This is a genomic window from Streptomyces sp. NPDC055966, assembly GCF_042269865.1.
Taxonomy (GTDB): domain Bacteria; phylum Actinomycetota; class Actinomycetes; order Streptomycetales; family Streptomycetaceae; genus Streptomyces.
The window spans coordinates 434,085-451,445 of sequence record NZ_JBHJYK010000004.1 but is presented as its reverse complement, the minus strand read 5'-3'; the positions used below and the strand labels follow the sequence as shown (position 1 = coordinate 451,445).

Sequence of the window (17,361 nt, the reverse complement as noted above, 5' to 3'; positions counted from 1 at the left end):
GCCCGGCCCGGGCAGCCGCGCGGCACGCCACGGCGGGCCCGCAGACGGGCGACGGCGGGTGGACCCTCGGCGCGTCACCGCACGGCCGAACGGCACTGTCGCGCAGGGTGCTCAGATGTGACCACCGCCAGTCCCGTCCGCACCGTCAGCACCGTCCTCGCCATGCCCAGGCAGGCGCAGCGTCTCGTCGCCGTAGGCCTCTTCCTCGGTGCCCGGCTGGTCGGCGCGGCCGTGCTCACGCTCGTCGCCCAGCACGCCGGCCGGCACCCGCTCGCGCTGCTCGGGCGGTCCTGGGACTCGGTCTGGTACCTGGGCATCGCCGGGCACGGCTACGGCCACGACCTGCCCTCCCCGGCGCCGGGGGTGCACAGCGACCGCGCGTTCTTCCCGCTGTACCCGGCGCTGGTGCGGGCGCTGACCGCGGTGCTGCCGCTGAGCGGGGGCGCCGCCGGGCTGGTGATCTCGTGGGCCTCGGCCATGGTGGCCGCCGCCGGGATCCACGCGGTCGGCGCGCGGCTGTACGGCCGGGCGACCGGGATCGCGCTGGTGCTGCTGTGGGGCCTGCTGCCGCACTCGGTGGTGCTGTCGATGGCGTACACCGAGCCGGTGCTGACCGCGCTCGCGGCCTGGGCGCTGTACGCCCTGCTGGCCGGGAACTGGCTGTGGGCGGGCGCCCTGGCGGCGCTCGCGGGGCTGGCCCGGCCGAACGGGTTCGCGGTCGCCGCCGCCGTCCTCGCCACCGCCGGCTGCCAGGTGTGGCGGCGGCGCGGTGAGCTCCCCCGGGTTTCCCACAGGCTGTGGACGGGCGCGGCGCTCGCCCCGCTGGGCTGGACGGCGTACGTGCTGTGGGTCGGCCGGTGCGAGGGCGACCTGCCGGGCGGCTACTTCGAGGTGCAGCGGGCGTGGGGCTCGACGTTCGACTTCGGGCGGGGCTCGCTGCACTCCGTGCATGTGATGCTCACGCACGGCAGCCGGTTCGAGTTCACGACGGCGCTGCTGACCGTGGCGGCCGCGGCGGTGCTGTACGCCCTGCTCCTGCTGGACCGCGCCCCGCTGCCGCTGCTCGTGCTCAGCGGGGCGCTGCTGCTGGTCGCGCTCGGCGGGTCGGGCTTCTTCGAGTCCAAGCCGCGGTTCCTGCTGCCGGCGTTCCCGCTGCTGCTGCCGCTCGCCCGGGGCCTGGCACAGATGGCGAAAACCCGGCCCTGGCACGCGACCGTGCTGGTCGCGACCCTGGCCGGGTTCAGCTGTCTCTACGGCGCGTACCTGCTGGTGTACGCGGACGCGCCGCTGTAGGACCCGCCGGAGGACTACTCCGCGTCGCCCTCGGGCGTCTCGCCCTGGTCCGCCTGGCCGGCGTCCGGCTCCAGGCCGAGCTGCTCGACGAGCCACTTGTCGAACTCGATCGCGGCCCGCACCCAGCTGACCGTCGAGGAGACGAAGTGGTTGATGTCGACGCCCGTGCCGATCAGCATCTGCGCCTCGCCGATGAGGCGGACGGTGCCGTCGTCGTGGGTGTGGGTGTAGACCTTGGGCCACAGGGTGCGGCGGTTCCAGTCGTCGACGGACTCCAGCAGCTGGGCCTTCTCGTCGATCTTGTGCGGGCGGTCGTAGAAGGTCCGCACCGAGAAGACGGCCTGGTCGGCCTCCCCGCGGAACATGAAGTACGTGCGGAACTGCTCCCACGGGGCCGCGAGGTCGCCCTCCTCGTCGACGACGTACTTCAGCTCCATCTGGTCGAGGAGCTGCTTCACGAGGTCCTGATCCGGGAGGACGGGGCCCGCCGGTCCCTGGGGCTGCGGTTCGGGCTGGCCCCCGAAGTTCGGAATCGAGGACGGGTCGATGCTCACCGTGAATTTCCCTTCATTGGATTCCGCCATCCTCCCCCATCCGGGGAGGGGGGAGGCAAGCCCCGGCGACCCCGTGTCAGCCCAGGGCCGACAATCCACCTCACTGGAGCGTCTTGCCGGTGGCCGGGCCCACCAGCAGGCCCTCGCCGAAGCGGTCCACCCGCACCGTGTCACCGTCCTTGACCTCGCCGGACAGGATCTCGCGGGCGAGCCGGTCGCCGATGGCGCTCTGGACCAGGCGGCGCAGCGGCCGGGCGCCGTACGCCGGGTCGTTGCCCTCCTCCGCGAGCCAGGCCAGCGCCTCGGGCGTGACGTCCAGGGTGAGCCGGCGCTCGGCCAGCCGCCGGCCGAGGCGGTCGATCTGGAGCTGTGCGATCCGCTCCAGCTCGGACTTGTCGAGCGCGGAGAAGACCACCAGGTCGTCCAGCCGGTTGAGGAACTCGGGCTTGAAGGAGGCCCGGACGGCCTCCAGGACCTGCTCCTTCTTCACCTGCTCGCTCGTCGTCGGCTCGACCAGGTACTGGCTGCCCAGGTTGGAGGTGAGCACCAGGAGGGCGTTGCGGAAGTCGACCGTGCGGCCCTGCCCGTCGGTGAGCCGGCCGTCGTCCAGGACCTGGAGCAGGATGTCGAAGACCTCGGGGTGGGCCTTCTCCACCTCGTCCAGCAGGACGACGGTGTACGGGCGGCGGCGGACGGCCTCGGTGAGCTGGCCGCCCTCCTCGTAGCCGACGTAGCCGGGGGGCGCGCCGACCAGGCGGGCCACGCTGTGCTTCTCGCCGTACTCCGACATGTCGATGCGGACCATGGCCCGCTCGTCGTCGAAGAGGAAGTCGGCGAGGGCCTTCGCGAGCTCCGTCTTGCCCACGCCCGTCGGGCCGAGGAAGAGGAAGGAGCCGGTGGGGCGGTCCGGGTCGGCGATGCCCGCGCGGGAGCGCCGTACGGCGTCGGAGACCGCGCGGACGGCCTCGCTCTGGCCGATGAGGCGCTTGCCGATCTCGTCCTCCATGCGCAGCAGCTTCTGCGTCTCGCCCTCCAGCAGGCGGCCGGCCGGGATGCCGGTCCAGGCGGCGACGACGTCCGCGATGTCGTCGGAGCCGACCTCCTCCTTGACCATGGTGTCCCTGGCGGCTTCCTCCTCGGCCTCGGAAGCCTCCTCCAGCTCCTTCTCCAGCGTCGGGATCTCGCCGTACAGCAGCTTGGCCGCGCGGTCGAAGTCGCCGTCGCGCTGGGCGCGTTCGGCCTGGCCGCGCAGGTCGTCCAGCTTCTCCTTCAGCTCGCCGACCCGGTTGAGGGACTGCTTCTCCTTCTCCCAGCGGGCGGTCAGGCCGCGCAGTTCCTCCTCCTTGTCGGCGAGGTCGCGGCGCAGCTTGTCCAGGCGGGCGACGGAGGCCGGGTCGGTCTCCTTGGCGATCGCCAGCTCCTCCATCTTCAACCGGTCGACGGCGCGCTGGAGTTCGTCGATCTCGACGGGGGACGAGTCGATCTCCATGCGCAGGCGCGAGGCGGCCTCGTCGACGAGGTCGATGGCCTTGTCGGGCAGGAAGCGGGAGGTGATGTAGCGGTCGGAGAGGGTCGCGGCGGCCACCAGCGCGCTGTCCGCGATCTGCACCTTGTGGTGGGCCTCGTAACGGCCCTTCAGGCCGCGCAGGATGGCGATGGTGTCCTCGACGGTCGGCTCCGCCACCAGCACCTGCTGGAAGCGGCGCTCCAGCGCCGGGTCCTTCTCGATCCGCTCGCGGTACTCGTCCAGCGTCGTGGCGCCGACCATGCGCAGCTCACCCCGGGCGAGCATGGGCTTGAGCATGTTGCCCGCGTCCATGGCCGAATCGCCGCCGGCGCCCGCGCCGACCACCGTGTGCAGCTCGTCGATGAAGGTGATGATCTGCCCGTCGGAGTCCTTGATCTCGGCGAGCACGGACTTCAGCCGCTCCTCGAACTCGCCCCGGTACTTGGCGCCGGCGACCATCGCGCCGAGGTCGAGGGAGACCAGCCGCTTGTCCTTGAGGGACTCGGGGACGTCGCCCTTGACGATGCGCTGGGCGAGGCCCTCGACCACGGCGGTCTTGCCGACGCCGGGCTCGCCGATGAGGACGGGGTTGTTCTTCGTACGGCGGCTGAGCACCTGCACGACCCGCCGGATCTCCTGGTCCCGGCCGATCACCGGGTCCAGCCGCCCCTCGCGGGCGGCGGCGGTGAAGTCGGTGCCGAACTTCTCCAGGGCCTTGTACTGGCCCTCGGGATCGGCGGTGGTCACGCGGCGTCCTCCCCTGGCCTTCCTGAAGGCCTCCAGCAGCTTCTTCGCCTCGGCGCCCTGCGCCCGGAGCACCTCGGCCACCCGGCCGCCCCTGGCGGCGATGCCGATGAGCAGGTGCTCGGTGGACAGGTACTCGTCGCCGAGCTCCTTGGCGCGCTCGCCGGCGTCGGCGAGCACGGCCAGCAGTTCACGGTCGGGCTGCGGCGGCGCAACGGTGGATCCGGCCACACTCGGCAGCGAGGCGAGGATCTTCTCGGTCCCGGAGCGCACGGCGGCCTGGTCGGCGTCGACGGCCGCGAGCAGATCGACGATGTTCTCGTTGTCCTGGCCCTGGAGCAGCGCCAGCAGCAGATGGCCAGGGGTGAGGTCCGGGTGTCCTTCGGTCACGGCCCGCTTGCTCGCCGCGTTGATCGCGTCCCGGCTCCTGTTGGTCAGCTCGGCGTCCACGTGTCCGTTCTCCTCCTGCGCGACTCTTCTCTCCAGTGCTGACTTAGTCAGCGTACACAAAGTTGAGTCTATTCCGCTCAAGGTGCACGGGGAGACCGTGCGGGGACTAGGTTGCGGGGCATGGCGAAGCACTCTGAGGAGTACCTGACGTTCTGGCGGGAACGCCACCTGTGCACCCTGACCACGCTCCGGCCCGACGGCAGCCCGCACGTGGTGCCGGTCGGTGTCACGTACGACGCGGAGGCCGGGCTGGCCCGGATCATCACCAACGGGACCAGCGCGAAGGTGCGGCATGTGCGCGCGGCCGGCACGGCGGGCGCCCGGGTGGCGGTGTGCCAGGTGGACGGCCGGCGCTGGGCCACCCTGGAGGGGCGGGCCCGGGTCCGGACGGAGCCGGAGCGGGTCGCGGAGGCGGTACGGCGCTACGCCGAGCGCTACGAGCGGACCCCGGGGCCGAATCCGGCGCGCGTGGTGATCGAGATCGAGATCGAGCGGGCGCTGGGGCACGGGTGAGACGCGGGACCCCGGCGGTGAGCGGCGGGGCTTTGACGGCCGGACGCGGGGCTCGGACGGAATGGGCGAGATGACCGAGCATTTTCAGCCACCGTGGAAGCGCGCCCATACCCCGAAATGTCCCCAAAAACTACAGCGGCGTCACCGTGTTCAGGTCACGGTGACGCCGCTGCGGGGGGAAGCACCTGAGCGATCTTTTACGACGGGGGAATCGCGTCAGGCACTGCGGGGGGTGGCCGAGATGGTTCGCAGGTCAGGTTCCGCCGGCTCGGCAAGCCGGTGGTCCCGCTGGTCCAGGTTCACAAAGATCATTCCGTACCGGATGGCACAGCGCACCGGCTGGGGCGCGCCACGCGGCTTGCGCAGGCACCGGTACGCCCGCAGATCCCCGTCCTCGTCGCGCGTCACGACCACCGGTTCTCCGAACACCGTCACCATCAACGAGTCACCACTGTGGGGGATGGCGGTGACCAGGTCGATGAAGTGCCAGCCGGAGCGGTAGGCCGTGGCCATCTCGCGGCGAAAGGATCGGTCGTCGGGTGGAGTGGTCACGTCAGCTCCCGGCTCCATCGGTCGCGGAATCGGTACTGCTGGTCGCGGAGCTCGCGACGGGCCACGTGCTGTTCGCGGGGTCCGCAACCACCGCGGGCCAGGTGCTGTTCGCTCGAACCTCGCTCTTTCCTGCGGCGGCGAAGCCACTCAGCGCACCGAGGGCTGCAACGGCGGAGAAGGCGGCGACAAGCACCGAGCGAAGCAGTCTGTTACGCATAATCGGCTTCGTCCTCACTTGAAGGTCCCCTTTTCCCCCGTCACGTACGACGATGGCTCATTCGGGCACGTCATGGCCACACAATCGGTGCATCATGTTCCTGCATGTTCAGGACCCTGGGGGGTGGAGATTTGACAACGAATCACTCAAAAGCGACACATCCCCACCCCGTGAACGAGCTGTGTGAGGAAGGCAGTCGCCTGTATGCGGCCGCGCTGCGGGCGGGACGGATCGCGCGCACGGAAGCGGAGCCCGCTCCCTGCCTGATGGACTTCGCCCTGCTGCATCCCGATCCGGACGATCCGGACTGGCTGCGCCCCGTGCCGCCGGCCCTCGCCCTCGCCCAGCGTCTCAACCCCCTCGAACGCGAGATCACCGAGCGCCGCCAGCTGGCCACCGACATCTCCACCGCCTTCGAGCCGTTCATGTCCATCAACGGCCAGTCGGCGCCGGGCGGCGGCTCGATCACGGTGCTGGAGGGCGGCGAGCGCATCAACACCGCGCTCAACCTGGCCACGGCCCAGTGCCACACGGAGATGCTCACCGTCCAGCCGAGCGACCGCGTCTCCGAGCGCAGCGTGCTGCGCGGGCTGGAACGCGACAGGCCGCTCATAGAGCGGGGCGTGCGGATCCGGACGCTGTATCAGCACACGGCCCGCTACAGCCCGGAGAAGCTGGCCTACGCGGCGGAGCTCGCCGACGGCAAGGTGGAGTACCGCTCCATCGACGAGCTGGTGGAACGCCTGATCATCTGCGACGAGACGGTCGCCTTCATCCCGACCCGGGACGACCAGCAGGTCGCGCTGGAGCTGCGCCATCCGGGCCTGGTCCGCTACCTCATCAAGGTGTTCGAGTTCATGTGGGACCGGGCGGTCCCGCTGAGCGCCGGCGGCCGCTACGAGACGGCGCCCGACGGCATCACCGAGATCCAGCACTCCATCGCCAAACTCCTCGTGGAGGGGCACGTGGACGAGGCCATCGCCCGCCGCCTGGGCATGAACGTCCGCACCTGCCGGGCCCACATCGCCAAGCTCGCACAGGCCCTCGGCAGCGGCAGCCGCGCCCAACTCGGCTATCTCATCGCCCAGTCCGGCATCCTCGACCGGGAGCGGTGACGGCCGGCAGGAGCGCGACCCGGCCCGCTCAGTGCACGGTCGGGGATTCCTGGTCGGGAGTCGTGAAGGCCGCGGGCGCCGACGGCGGGCCGGGCCGGTGGACGTCCAGGCCCACCTGGGCGATGCGCACGCCCAGCTGGGTCCGGCTGGCCGCGCCCAGGGTCTCCGAGAGGCGGGCGATGTGGGCGCGGCAGGTGCGGACGCTGATGCCGAGGCGTTCGGCGATCACCGCGTCCTGGTGCCCCTCCGCCAGCAGGGCCGCGATGGACTGCTCGCGGTGGGAGATGCCCTCGATGCCGGTGTCGGGGAGCGGGGCCGTCAGGGGGATGGCGAGGCGCCACAGCCGTTCGAAGACCGTGACCAGGTATTCCACCAGCGCGGGATGACGCAGCTCCAGGGCCATCGTGCGGTCTGCGTTGGCGGGGATGAAGGCCACCGTGCGGTCGAAGAGGATCAGCCGGTCGATGACCTCGTCCAGGGTGCGGGCCTCCACCGTGTCGCCCATCAGCTCCAGGTAGTTGAGCAGGCCCTGGCCGTGGCGGGCCACGTGGGTGTAGAGGTCGCGCATGCGCACGCCCCGGCCGCGCAGGGCCAGGGCGCGGTGCAGGCCCTCCGTCAGTTCCGCCTCACGGCGGATGCCGCCGGGCTGCACGGTGAGCACCTCGGCCGTGCACGCCTCGGTCGCCTCGTCCATCGCCGCCTGGATCCGGGAGAGGCCGTCCAGCACGCGGATCGCACTGCCCTCGGCGGGGCCCCTCAGCGCGTGCAACTGACGGCCCAGCCCGGCGTACCACTCGAACGCGGCCACCGCCGAGCCCATCCGGCGCTGGCTCGCGCTGACCTCGTCGTAGACCCCGCGCAGCAGCCGGGTCATGACCTCCTGCGGGGAGGTCGGCACCAGCCAGTCCATGTCGTCGGGGTCCGGGTGCAGCAGGGCCAGCTCCAGCAGGCAGGGCACCGTCTCGACGTCACCGCGGGGCACCCGCCCACGGCGTACGGCCCGGGAATACAACCGGTCGCCGGCCGCGCACAGTCGGTCGGCGCCGTGTGGATGCTCCTCCGCCCCGCGCCCGGCCATCGCCCATTTCACCCCCGGTGTGCTGCCACTTCCGCAGCGCAACTATGCGCGGCGCCGACCGGGTCCGCAACACGGCTCTCTCCGACAGGGCTGCCATAAACGGACGTTATGCCCGGATATCGACCGGGCTCCGGCTCTCGCCTGCGCAGGAAGACGAACGGGCGGACGATGAACGGGCGGAAGGCGAACGGGCTGAAGGTGAACGCCGGCGCGGTGCCCGCTACTTCAGACCGATCGCCGTGCACGCCGCCTTGAACTTCACCGTGCAGATGTCGCCCACGGTGTAGATGCCGTCCGAGATGACCGTGGACTTGATGTTGCTCTTGGTCAGCGCGATCGGCTGGATCAGCTTGGCCGGGATGTTCTTGGTGGTGGGACTGTCGGCCTTGTCCTGGGTGAGGGCGTCGAACTGGATGTCCTTGCCCTGGACCTTGGCGACGGCCATCTGGGCCGCGGCCTGGGCCTCGTCCGGGTAGGACTTGTAGACGCTCATGTACTGCTCGCCGGCCACGACCCGCTGGACGCCCTCCAGCGAGGCGTCCTGGCCGGTGATCGGCGGCAGGGAGGTGACGCCGGCCGCCTCCAGGGCCTTGATGACGCCGCCGGCCATGTCGTCGTTGGCGGAGTAGACCGCGGCGATGTTGTTCTTGCCGATCTGGCCGATCGCCTTGGCCATGTTGGCCTCGGCGTTCTCCGGCTTCCAGTCGGTGGTGTCGTACGACGCGGCGATCGTCACCTTGCCGTTGAGCTCGGAGAGCGCGCCCTGCTTGAACTGCTTGGCGTTCGGGTCGGTGGGCGAGCCGTTCACCATGACGATCTTGTCGGAGGTGTCGGCGTGCGAGCCCAGCGCCTCCAGCAGGCTGCGGCCCTGCACCTCGCCGACCAGTTCGTTGTCGAAGGAGACGTACGCCTCGATCGGGCCCTCGGCGAGCCGGTCGTAGGCGATGACCGGGATGCCCGCGTCCTTGGCCTTCTGCACCTCGGGAGCGATCGCGTGCGCGTCGACCGCGTCGAGCAGGACGACGTCGACCTTGTCGTCGATCATCGTCTGGAGCTGCTGGGCCTGTCTGGACGCGTCCGCGCCGGCGTTGGCGTACTCGACCTTGCCCCGCTTGTTGGTGAGCTCGGCGACCTGGGACTTGATGATGGGGTAGTCGAACTTGTCGTAGCGGGTGTTCGTCGTCTCCGGCAGCAGCAGGCCCACGGTCAGGTCGTTGCCCTTGCTCGGGCTCGCGCTCGCCCCGCCCCCCGTCGCGTTCAGCATGCCGCAGCCGGCAAGCGAGAGGGTCATCGTGGACGCGGCCACGGTTATGGCGATACGGCGCATGCGAGGGCTCACTTCAGGTGCGTTTGAGGTGTCTGAAAAGACAACGCGGAGGGCATACCCGGCGTCAAGAAGAACTACTTAACGAGTGCGCAACACCACGCTCCGCTGCACCTGTGAAGGAGCAGCGGAATCACCTTCAAACGCCCTTTACGGACCCTCCATCCAAGGGGAGTTCATGAGAGGGCAAAGAAAGGGGCCCGGAATCCGGGCCCCTTTCGGAGATGTCTGCGTGCGGACGCGTCAGTCGTTGCGCTGCCGCTTCGGCCGCCACACCACCAGCGCGCTGGTCTGCTGCACCTCCTGGTACGGCACCAGGTCGCGGCGGTAGGAGGCGTGGACGGCGGCCTCGCGCTGCTGCATCGCGGCCGCCGCGCCGTCCAGGGCCGCCTCCAGCTCCGCGACGCGGGACTGGAGCGCGACGACCTGGTTCTCCAGTTCGATGATGCGCTTGATTCCGGCCAGGTTGATGCCCTCGTCCTGCGACAACGCCTGCACCTGGCGGAGCAGTTCGATGTCGCGGGCCGAGTAGCGGCGGCCCCGGCCCGCGGTGCGGTCCGGGGAGACCAGGCCGAGCCGGTCGTACTGGCGCAGCGTCTGCGGGTGGAGTCCGGAGAGCTGGGCCGCCACCGAGATGACGTAGACCGGGGTCTCCTCGGTCAGTTCATACGGGTTACGTCGACGGCCGTCCATCTCTCTCAGTCTCCCTTCGCCGCCTCGAACAGCTCCGCCCGCGGATCCTCGCCCGCGGTCGCCTCGCGATACGCCTCCAGCGCATCACGAGCCTTCCCCGACACGTCCTTCGGGACACGCACCTCGACGGTGACCAGCAGATCGCCGCGGGTGCCGTCCTTGCGGACCGCGCCCTTGCCGCGGGCGCGCATCGTCCGGCCGTTGGGCGTGCCGGGCGGCAGTTTCAGGGTGACGGCCGGGCCGCCGAGGGTCGGCACCCGGACCTCGCCGCCGAGGGCGGCCTCGGCGAACGTGACCGGCACGGTGACCGTGAGGTTGTCGTCCCTGCGCCCGAACACCGGGTGCTCGCCGACGTGCACGACCACGTAGAGGTCGCCCGCCGGTCCGCCCCGCTCGCCGGGCGCGCCCTTGCCGCGCAGCCGGATCCGCTGCCCGTCGGTGACACCCGCCGGGATGCGGACCTGCATCGTGCGGGACGACTTCGCCCGCCCGCTGCCCTTGCAATCCGCGCAGGGGTGCTCGGCGATCAGACCGCGGCCCTTGCAGTCGGGGCAGGGGTCGGTGAGCGAGAAGCCGCCGCCCGAGCCCCGCGCGACCTGGCCGGTGCCGACGCAGGTCGGGCACACGCGCGGTGTGCCGTTCTTGTCGCCGGTGCCCGAACAGGCCTTGCAGGGCGCCTGGGAGGACATCCGCAGCGGCACCGTGGCGCCCTCGATGGCCTCCGTGAAGCTGAGCGTCACCTCGGTGTCGATGTCCTGGCCGCGGCGCGGCTGAGTGCGGGTCGCACCGGTGCCGCCGCGGTTGAACAGGCCCCCGAAGACGTCACCGAGCCCGCCGCCGAAGCCTCCGCCCTGGGTGGTGGTGCTGCCCGCGCCTCCGAAGAGGTCGCCCAGGTCGAAGTTGAAGGAGCCGCCGGCGCCCGGCCCGGGGCGGAAGCCGCCGTTGCCGAACAGGGCGCGCGCGTCGTCGTACTCCTTGCGCTTCTTCGGGTCGCCGAGCACGTCGTTCGCCTCGGAGATCTCCTTGAAGCGCTCCTCGGCCTTGGCGTTGCCCTTGTTGGCGTCCGGGTGGAACTCGCGGGCGAGCTTCCGGTACGCCTTCTTGATCTCGGCCTCGGTGGCGTCCTTGGGGACGCCGAGGACCTTGTAGAAGTCCTTCTCGATGAAGTCCTTGGTGCTCATCCCCGACGTCCCTCCTTCCTGTCTGCGGTGATGACGTCAGCCCTCCTCCGGGCCACCGTTCTCCTTGTCGTCGCCGGCACCGGCCTTCTTCGCCTCGGACGTGTCCTCGGCTCCGTCGGCCTTGACGGTCTGCGCGCCGGGCTGCGGCTCGGCGACGGCCACCCGCGCGGGGCGGATGGTGCGCTCGCCGATGCGATACCCGGGCTGGAGAATCGCGACGCAGGTCGTCTCGGTGACGTCCGGCGCGTAGGAGTGCATCAGGGCCTCGTGGATCGTCGGGTCGAAGGGCTCGCCCTCCTTGCCGAACTGCTGGAGGCCCAGCTTGGCCGCCACGGTCTCCAGCGACTCGCCGACCGACTTGAAGCCGCCGACCAGTTCGCCGTGTTCCCGCGCGCGGCCAATGTCGTCGAGCACGGGCAGAAGCTCGGTCAGGAGGTTCGCGACGGCGATCTCCTTGACCGTGATCCGGTCCCGCTCGACCCGGCGGCGGTAGTTCTGGTACTCGGCCTGGAGGCGCTGGAGGTCCGCCGTGCGCTCGCCGAGCGCCGTGCGCACCTGGTCCAGCTGGGCCACCAGGCCCACGTCTGCGGTTCCGTCCCCGGCCGGGGCCGCCCCCTTCTCGGGGGCGGCCTTCGGCTCGGCGTCGTCGGGGGTCGCGCCGGAGGGGACGTCGGGCTTCTCCTCGAAGCCCGGGGTCTCCTCCGACATCACGCGGCACCCTTCGGCTTCTCGTCGTCCACGATCTCGGCGTCGACGACATCGTCCTCGGCCTTGGCCTGCTGGGCGCCCTCGGCACCCGCAGCGCCCTGCGCGGCCTGGGCGTCGGCGTACATGGCCTGGCCCAGCTTCTGCGAGACGGCCGCGACCTTCTCGGTGGCCGTGCGGATCTCGGCGGTGTCGTCGCCCTTGAGCTTCTCCTTCAGCTCGGCGACGGCGGCCTCGACCTCGGTCTTGATCTCGCCCGGGACCTTGTCCTCGTTGTCCTTGAGGAACTTCTCGGTCTGGTAGACGAGCTGCTCGCCCTGGTTGCGGGACTCGGCGGCCTCGCGGCGGCGGTGGTCCTCCTCCGCGTACTGCTCGGCCTCCTGGCGCATCCGGTCGACCTCGTCCTTCGGCAGCGAGGAGCCGCCGGTGACGGTCATCTTCTGCTCCTTGCCCGTGCCCAGGTCCTTGGCGGTCACGTGCATGATCCCGTTGGCGTCGATGTCGAAGGACACCTCGATCTGCGGGACACCGCGCGGGGCCGGCGGCAGACCGGTCAGCTCGAACATGCCGAGCTTCTTGTTGTACGCCGCGATCTCGCGCTCGCCCTGGTAGACCTGGATCTGCACCGACGGCTGGTTGTCCTCGGCCGTCGTGAAGATCTCCGAACGCTTCGTCGGGATCGTGGTGTTGCGCTCGATCAGCTTGGTCATGATGCCGCCCTTGGTCTCGATGCCGAGGGACAGCGGGGTCACGTCGAGGAGCAGGACGTCCTTGACCTCACCCTTGAGGACACCGGCCTGGAGCGAGGCGCCGATGGCGACGACCTCGTCCGGGTTCACACCCTTGTTGGCCTCCTTGCCGCCGGTCAGCTCCTTGACGAGCTCGGCGACGGCGGGCATACGGGTGGAGCCACCGACGAGGACGACGTGGTCGATCTCGTTGATGGAGATGCCGGCGTCCTTGATGACGTTGTGGAACGGCGTCTTGCAGCGCTCCAGCAGGTCGGCCGTCAGCTGCTGGAACTGGGCGCGGGTGAGCTTCTCGTCCAGGTGCAGCGGGCCCTCGGCGGACGCCGTGATGTAGGGCAGGTTGATCGAGGTCTCGGTGGACGAGGACAGCTCGATCTTGGCCTTCTCGGCGGCCTCACGCAGGCGCTGGAGGGCCATCTTGTCCTTGGACAGGTCCACGCCGTGGCCGGACTGGAACTGCTTGACCAGGTAGTCGACGACGCGCTGGTCCCAGTCGTCACCACCGAGGTGGTTGTCGCCGTTGGTGGCCTTCACCTCGACGACGCCGTCGCCGATCTCCAGCAGGGACACGTCGAAGGTGCCGCCGCCGAGGTCGAAGACGAGGATCGTCTGGTCGTCCTTGTCGAGGCCGTACGCCAGCGCGGCGGCGGTCGGCTCGTTGACGATGCGCAGGACGTTCAGGCCCGCGATCTCGCCGGCCTCCTTGGTCGCCTGACGCTCGGAGTCGTTGAAGTACGCCGGGACAGTGATGACCGCGTCGGTCACCTTCTCGCCCAGGTAGGCCTCGGCGTCGCGCTTCAGCTTCTGCAGGATGAAGGCGCTCATCTGCTGCGGGTTGAACTGCTTGCCGTCGAGCTCGATCTTCCAGTCCGTGCCCATGTGGCGCTTCACGGAGCGGATGGTCCGGTCCACGTTCGTGACCGCCTGGCGCTTGGCGACCTCGCCGACGAGCACCTCGCCGTTCTTGGCGAAGGCGACGACGGACGGCGTGGTCCTGGCGCCCTCGGCGTTGGTGATGACGGTGGGCTCGCCGCCCTCCAGAACGCTGACGACGGAGTTAGTCGTGCCCAGGTCGATGCCGACCGCACGTGCCATGGTTGATTCCTCCAGCTGACTTGAGTGGAACGGACTCAAGTGTGCACGACTCCCCGCGCACGGTCAACAGACCTGAGTCGAGAGGGCTCAAGTCTTATCCGTTCCTTACACGCAACTGGCCGCTGACCTGCATGGTTTCCGTCCCCCGGGACCGCTGGACAGGGATACGAAGGAGTACGCCGACGACGAGCAACGCCCCTCCGGCCACCCACAGCGCGGCCTCCTCCCCCGTCCACCCGGTGTGCACGAGCACCCCCACGAGCACCGTGGAGAAGGAGCCGGCGCCCAGCAGCACGACGGAGCCCGCCGGGGTGAGCCCGAGCCGGCGCAGCCGGTGTGCGAGATGGTCGGGGCCGCGCCGCAGCAGCGGCCGGCGGGCCAGCAGCCGGGCGAGCGCGACGAGCAGCGCGTCGGCGACGGCGACGGCGCCGAAGCACGCCGTCACGGCCGAGCTCGCCGCGAGGCCGTAGCCCGCGCGCGTGAGGACGAGCGACGACGCCAGCAGGAAGCCGGTGAACAGCGCACCGCAGGAGCCGAGCCCGATCCGCGCGGGCGGCCAGTTGTGCATCAGGAAGCCGGTCAGGGCGGCGGCGAACACGCTCAGCAGCGCGGCGAGCCCGTCCAGCACCTCGGCGGCGGCACAGGCCCCGGCCCCGAAGGCGGTGATGACCCCGACGGTCCCCGCCAGCCCGTCCACGTGGTCGAGGCCCTTGAAGGCGAGGGAGGCGGCGACGATCCAGCCGATGGCGAGGAGCCCGCCCGCCGCGCCCGTCTCCTCGTACGGCACGACACAGACCGCCGCCACGGCCGTACCGGCGACGAGCACGCGCGCGCGTAGCCGCCACACGTCGGCGAACAGGCCGAGCGCGGCGAGCGCGGCGGCGACGACCAGCAGCCGGCCGACCCCGTCCCCGAGCGGGGCGATCCGGGTCGACTCCCCGACCCAGGCGACGAGACACGTGACGGTCACCACGGCGAGCCCGCCGAGCAGCGGCATCCGGCGCTGCATACGCCGGTCGACAATGCCCGCCCGCAGCGCGACCCCCCGCAGCAGCGCCGTGAGCACGGCGGTCAGCAGGAGGGCGGCGGTGGCGGCGGCGATCCCGTAGAGCACTGCACCACGGTAGGGGCGAAAGTATCAAATCGGTATGAATAACACGATCCGATTGCTGCTCGGCGACCCAGATCACCCCGTGCTGTACTGCATCCCGGCGGAAGATGGAGGTAGTCTCGGACGGACTCCATAAGTTACCGCTTAGTAATGTTGCCCAGCTGACTCAGGCCGCCTCAGGAGCCCCAATGCAACTCGCCGCGATCATCGTGTCGCTGGTCCTGATCGTGGTCGGCGTGGCACTGTTCGGCCGCGCCCTCCTCCAGATCTACAACTTCATGCGGCTCGGCCAGCCGGTACCGGCCGGGACGCGGACCGACGACCCCGCTCAGCGCACCCTCACCGTGGCCCGGGAGTTCGTCGGCCACACCCGGATGAACCGCTGGGGCGTCATCGGCGTGGCGCACTGGTTCGTGGCGATCGGCTTCTACACGCTGCTGCTGACGATCGTCAACGCCATCGGCCAGCTCTTCAAGGCCGACTGGATCCTGCCGGTCATCGGCGACTGGGCGCCGTACAACGTCTTCGTCGAGTTCATCGGCACGACGACGATCCTCGGCATCGCGATCCTGGTCGTGGTCCGCCAGCTGAGCAAGGCGAACAAGCCGGGCCGCAAGTCCCGCTTCGCCGGCTCCAACACCGGCCAGGCGTACTTCGTCGAGACCGTCATCCTCATCGTGGGCGTCTGCATCTTCATGCTGCACGCCCTCGAAGGCGCCCAGCACCACGTCGACGGCTACGAGGCCTCCTTCTTCGTCTCGTACCCGGTCGTGGCGTGGCTGAAGGGCATGGACGCCGCCACGCTCCAGAACCTCACCTACTTCTTCGCCGGCCTGAAGATCGCGACCTCCTTCATCTGGATGATCGTGGTCGGCCTGAAGACCGACATGGGTGTCGCCTGGCACCGCTTCCTCGCGTTCCCGAACATCTGGTTCAAGCGCAACGCCACCGGCGAGACCTCGCTGGGCGCCCTGCTCCCGATGACCTCCGGCGGCAAGCCGATCAACTTCGAGGACCCGGGCGAGGACGACGTCTTCGGCGTCTCCCAGATAGAGCACTTCTCCTGGAAGGGCCTGCTGGACTTCTCCACCTGCACCGAGTGCGGCCGCTGCCAGTCGCAGTGCCCCGCCTGGAACACCGGCAAGCCGCTCTCCCCCAAGCTGCTGATCATGTCCCTGCGGGACCACGCCCACGCCAAGGCGCCGTACCTGCTGGCCGGCGGCGGCAAGAACGCGGAGGGCGAGGAGAAGGCGTCCGAGGAGCAGCTCAAGGACGTCCCCGCGTCGGCGCTCGCCGAGGCCGAGCGCCCGCTGATCGGCACCGCCGAGGAGAACGGCGTCATCGACCCGGACGTCCTGTGGTCCTGCACCACCTGCGGCGCCTGCGTCGAGCAGTGCCCCGTCGACATCGAGCACGTCGACCACATCGTCGACATGCGCCGCTACCAGGTCATGATCGAGTCCGCGTTCCCGTCCGAGGCGGGCACGATGCTCAAGAACCTGGAGAAGAAGGGCAACCCCTGGGGCCTGGCGAAGAAGCAGCGCCTGGAGTGGACCAAGGAGGTCGACTTCGAGATCCCGGTCGTCGGCAAGGACATCGAGGACCTCACCGAGGTCGAGTACCTGTACTGGGTCGGCTGCGCCGGTGCCCTGGAGGACCGCGCGAAGAAGACCACCAAGGCCTTCGCCGAGCTGCTGCACATCGCGGGCGTCAAGTTCGCGATCATGGGCGGGGACGAGAAGTGCACCGGTGACTCCGCCCGCCGCCTCGGCAACGAGCCCCTCTTCCAGGAGCTCGGCATGGAGAACGTGATGGCCCTCAACACCGCGTTCGGCGAGGAGCTGGACGACGAGGGCAAGGTCACGGCCGAGTCGAGGAAGCCGAAGTCGGCGAAGAAGATCGTCGCCACCTGCCCGCACTGCCTGAACACCATCGGCAACGAGTACCCGCAGCTCGGCGGCGACTACGAGGTCATCCACCACACCCAGCTGCTCCAGCACCTGGTCGACGAGGGCAAGCTCGTCCCCGTCACCCCGGTCGAGGGCATCATCACCTACCACGACCCCTGCTACCTGGGCCGCCACAACAAGATCTACACGCCCCCGCGCGAGATCATCGGCAAGGTCCCGGGCCTGCGGAACGAGGAGATGCACCGCCACAAGGAGCGCGGCTTCTGCTGCGGCGCCGGCGGCGCCCGGATGTGGATGGAGGAGCGCATCGGCAAGCGCATCAACAACGAGCGCGTCGACGAGGCCCTCTCCCTCAACCCGGACATCGTCTCCACCGCCTGCCCGTTCTGCCTCGTCATGCTGACCGACTCGGTCAACGGCAAGAAGAACGAGGGCAAGGCCAAGGAGTCCATCCAGGTCGTGGACGTCGCCCAGCTCCTCCTCGACTCCGTCAGGACGCCGGGCGACCCGGCGGGCGAGCCGGAGAGCGAGAACGAGCCGGAGCCCGAGCCGGTCAAGTAACAGCGGCTC

General features: G+C 70.1%; 14 protein-coding genes. 4 read left to right on the top strand and 10 right to left on the bottom strand.

Features of this window, described 5'->3' with window-relative positions; genetic code table 11:
* Window positions 1-162: 162 nt before the first annotated feature.
* Window positions 163-1,293 (top strand): hypothetical protein, encoded by a 1,131-nt coding sequence (locus ACFC8N_RS11825; RefSeq protein WP_356029869.1) that lies wholly within the window; start codon window positions 163-165, stop codon window positions 1,291-1,293.
* A 14-nt stretch (window positions 1,294-1,307) separates the two neighbouring features.
* On the opposite strand, the gene ACFC8N_RS11820 is transcribed toward ACFC8N_RS11825, so the two are convergent.
* Both ACFC8N_RS11820 and clpB read right to left on the bottom strand, forming a co-directional pair.
* Entirely contained in the window at window positions 1,308-1,847 is a 540-nt protein-coding gene (locus ACFC8N_RS11820) for a YbjN domain-containing protein (protein WP_376288004.1), read from the bottom strand.
* A gap of 100 nt (window positions 1,848-1,947) precedes the next feature.
* On the bottom strand, window positions 1,948-4,548 hold the full coding sequence (gene clpB / locus ACFC8N_RS11815) for an ATP-dependent chaperone ClpB (protein ID WP_376288003.1): 2,601 nt from the start codon (window positions 4,546-4,548) through the stop codon (window positions 1,948-1,950).
* A gap of 120 nt (window positions 4,549-4,668) precedes the next feature.
* On the opposite strand from clpB, the gene ACFC8N_RS11810 reads away from it, so the two are divergent.
* A complete protein-coding gene (locus tag ACFC8N_RS11810; protein WP_356029823.1) occupies window positions 4,669-5,061 on the top strand; it encodes a PPOX class F420-dependent oxidoreductase in 393 nt (130 codons plus the stop codon).
* 216 nt (window positions 5,062-5,277) lie between these two features.
* Here ACFC8N_RS11810 and ACFC8N_RS11805 read toward each other — a convergent pair whose 3' ends face one another.
* Window positions 5,278-5,613 (bottom strand): hypothetical protein, encoded by a 336-nt coding sequence (locus tag ACFC8N_RS11805; protein WP_079172852.1) that lies wholly within the window; start codon window positions 5,611-5,613, stop codon window positions 5,278-5,280.
* 321 nt (window positions 5,614-5,934) lie between these two features.
* Between ACFC8N_RS11805 and ACFC8N_RS11800 the strand changes: the two genes are divergently transcribed.
* On the top strand, window positions 5,935-6,945 hold the full coding sequence (locus ACFC8N_RS11800) for a helix-turn-helix transcriptional regulator (RefSeq protein ID WP_356029825.1): 1,011 nt from the start codon (window positions 5,935-5,937) through the stop codon (window positions 6,943-6,945).
* A 28-nt stretch (window positions 6,946-6,973) separates the two neighbouring features.
* Here the strand turns inward: ACFC8N_RS11800 and ACFC8N_RS11795 are convergent, their stop codons facing one another.
* The 7 genes from ACFC8N_RS11795 to ACFC8N_RS11765 all read right to left on the bottom strand — a co-directional run bounded on the left by ACFC8N_RS11795 (window position 6,974) and on the right by ACFC8N_RS11765 (window position 14,884).
* Window positions 6,974-8,023 (bottom strand): LuxR C-terminal-related transcriptional regulator, encoded by a 1,050-nt coding sequence (locus tag ACFC8N_RS11795; RefSeq protein ID WP_376288002.1) that lies wholly within the window; start codon window positions 8,021-8,023, stop codon window positions 6,974-6,976.
* Between the two features lie 220 nt (window positions 8,024-8,243).
* On the bottom strand, window positions 8,244-9,350 hold the full coding sequence (locus tag ACFC8N_RS11790) for a substrate-binding domain-containing protein (protein WP_356029827.1): 1,107 nt from the start codon (window positions 9,348-9,350) through the stop codon (window positions 8,244-8,246).
* Window positions 9,351-9,590: 240 nt separating this feature from the next.
* Window positions 9,591-10,040, bottom strand: coding sequence for a heat shock protein transcriptional repressor HspR (locus ACFC8N_RS11785; RefSeq protein ID WP_362822377.1), 450 nt, complete (start codon window positions 10,038-10,040; stop codon window positions 9,591-9,593).
* A gap of 5 nt (window positions 10,041-10,045) precedes the next feature.
* On the bottom strand, window positions 10,046-11,221 hold the full coding sequence (dnaJ, locus tag ACFC8N_RS11780) for a molecular chaperone DnaJ (protein WP_362822378.1): 1,176 nt from the start codon (window positions 11,219-11,221) through the stop codon (window positions 10,046-10,048).
* 36 nt (window positions 11,222-11,257) lie between these two features.
* Complete coding sequence (grpE, locus tag ACFC8N_RS11775; RefSeq protein ID WP_356029831.1) at window positions 11,258-11,929, bottom strand: nucleotide exchange factor GrpE; 672 nt, start codon at window positions 11,927-11,929, stop codon at window positions 11,258-11,260.
* Complete coding sequence (gene dnaK / locus ACFC8N_RS11770; RefSeq protein ID WP_356029833.1) at window positions 11,929-13,770, bottom strand: molecular chaperone DnaK; 1,842 nt, start codon at window positions 13,768-13,770, stop codon at window positions 11,929-11,931. The genes grpE and dnaK overlap by 1 nt, the downstream gene beginning before the upstream one ends.
* 94 nt (window positions 13,771-13,864) lie before the next feature.
* On the bottom strand, window positions 13,865-14,884 hold the full coding sequence (locus ACFC8N_RS11765; RefSeq protein WP_356029834.1) for an MraY family glycosyltransferase: 1,020 nt from the start codon (window positions 14,882-14,884) through the stop codon (window positions 13,865-13,867).
* Window positions 14,885-15,069: 185 nt separating this feature from the next.
* Between ACFC8N_RS11765 and ACFC8N_RS11760 the strand changes: the two genes are divergently transcribed.
* A complete protein-coding gene (locus ACFC8N_RS11760; protein ID WP_376288001.1) occupies window positions 15,070-17,352 on the top strand; it encodes a (Fe-S)-binding protein in 2,283 nt (760 codons plus the stop codon).
* The last annotated feature ends 9 nt before the right edge of the window (window positions 17,353-17,361 follow it).

Bases quoted from the DNA above. Each gene is read 5' to 3' on its own strand.
- ACFC8N_RS11825 (WP_356029869.1), top strand. From the start codon at position 163: ATGCCCAGGCAGGCGCAGCGTCTCGTCGCCGTAGGCCTCTTCCTCGGT.
- ACFC8N_RS11810 (WP_356029823.1), top strand. From the start codon at position 4,669: ATGGCGAAGCACTCTGAGGAGTACCTGACGTTCTGGCGGGAACGCCAC.
- ACFC8N_RS11800 (WP_356029825.1), top strand. From the start codon at position 5,935: ATGTTCAGGACCCTGGGGGGTGGAGATTTGACAACGAATCACTCAAAA.
- ACFC8N_RS11795 (WP_376288002.1), bottom strand. From the start codon at position 8,023: ATGGCCGGGCGCGGGGCGGAGGAGCATCCACACGGCGCCGACCGACTG.
- ACFC8N_RS11790 (WP_356029827.1), bottom strand. From the start codon at position 9,350: ATGCGCCGTATCGCCATAACCGTGGCCGCGTCCACGATGACCCTCTCG.
- ACFC8N_RS11785 (WP_362822377.1), bottom strand. From the start codon at position 10,040: ATGGACGGCCGTCGACGTAACCCGTATGAACTGACCGAGGAGACCCCG.
- dnaJ (WP_362822378.1), bottom strand. From the start codon at position 11,221: ATGAGCACCAAGGACTTCATCGAGAAGGACTTCTACAAGGTCCTCGGC.
- grpE (WP_356029831.1), bottom strand. From the start codon at position 11,929: ATGTCGGAGGAGACCCCGGGCTTCGAGGAGAAGCCCGACGTCCCCTCC.
- dnaK (WP_356029833.1), bottom strand. From the start codon at position 13,770: ATGGCACGTGCGGTCGGCATCGACCTGGGCACGACTAACTCCGTCGTC.
- ACFC8N_RS11760 (WP_376288001.1), top strand. From the start codon at position 15,070: ATGCAACTCGCCGCGATCATCGTGTCGCTGGTCCTGATCGTGGTCGGC.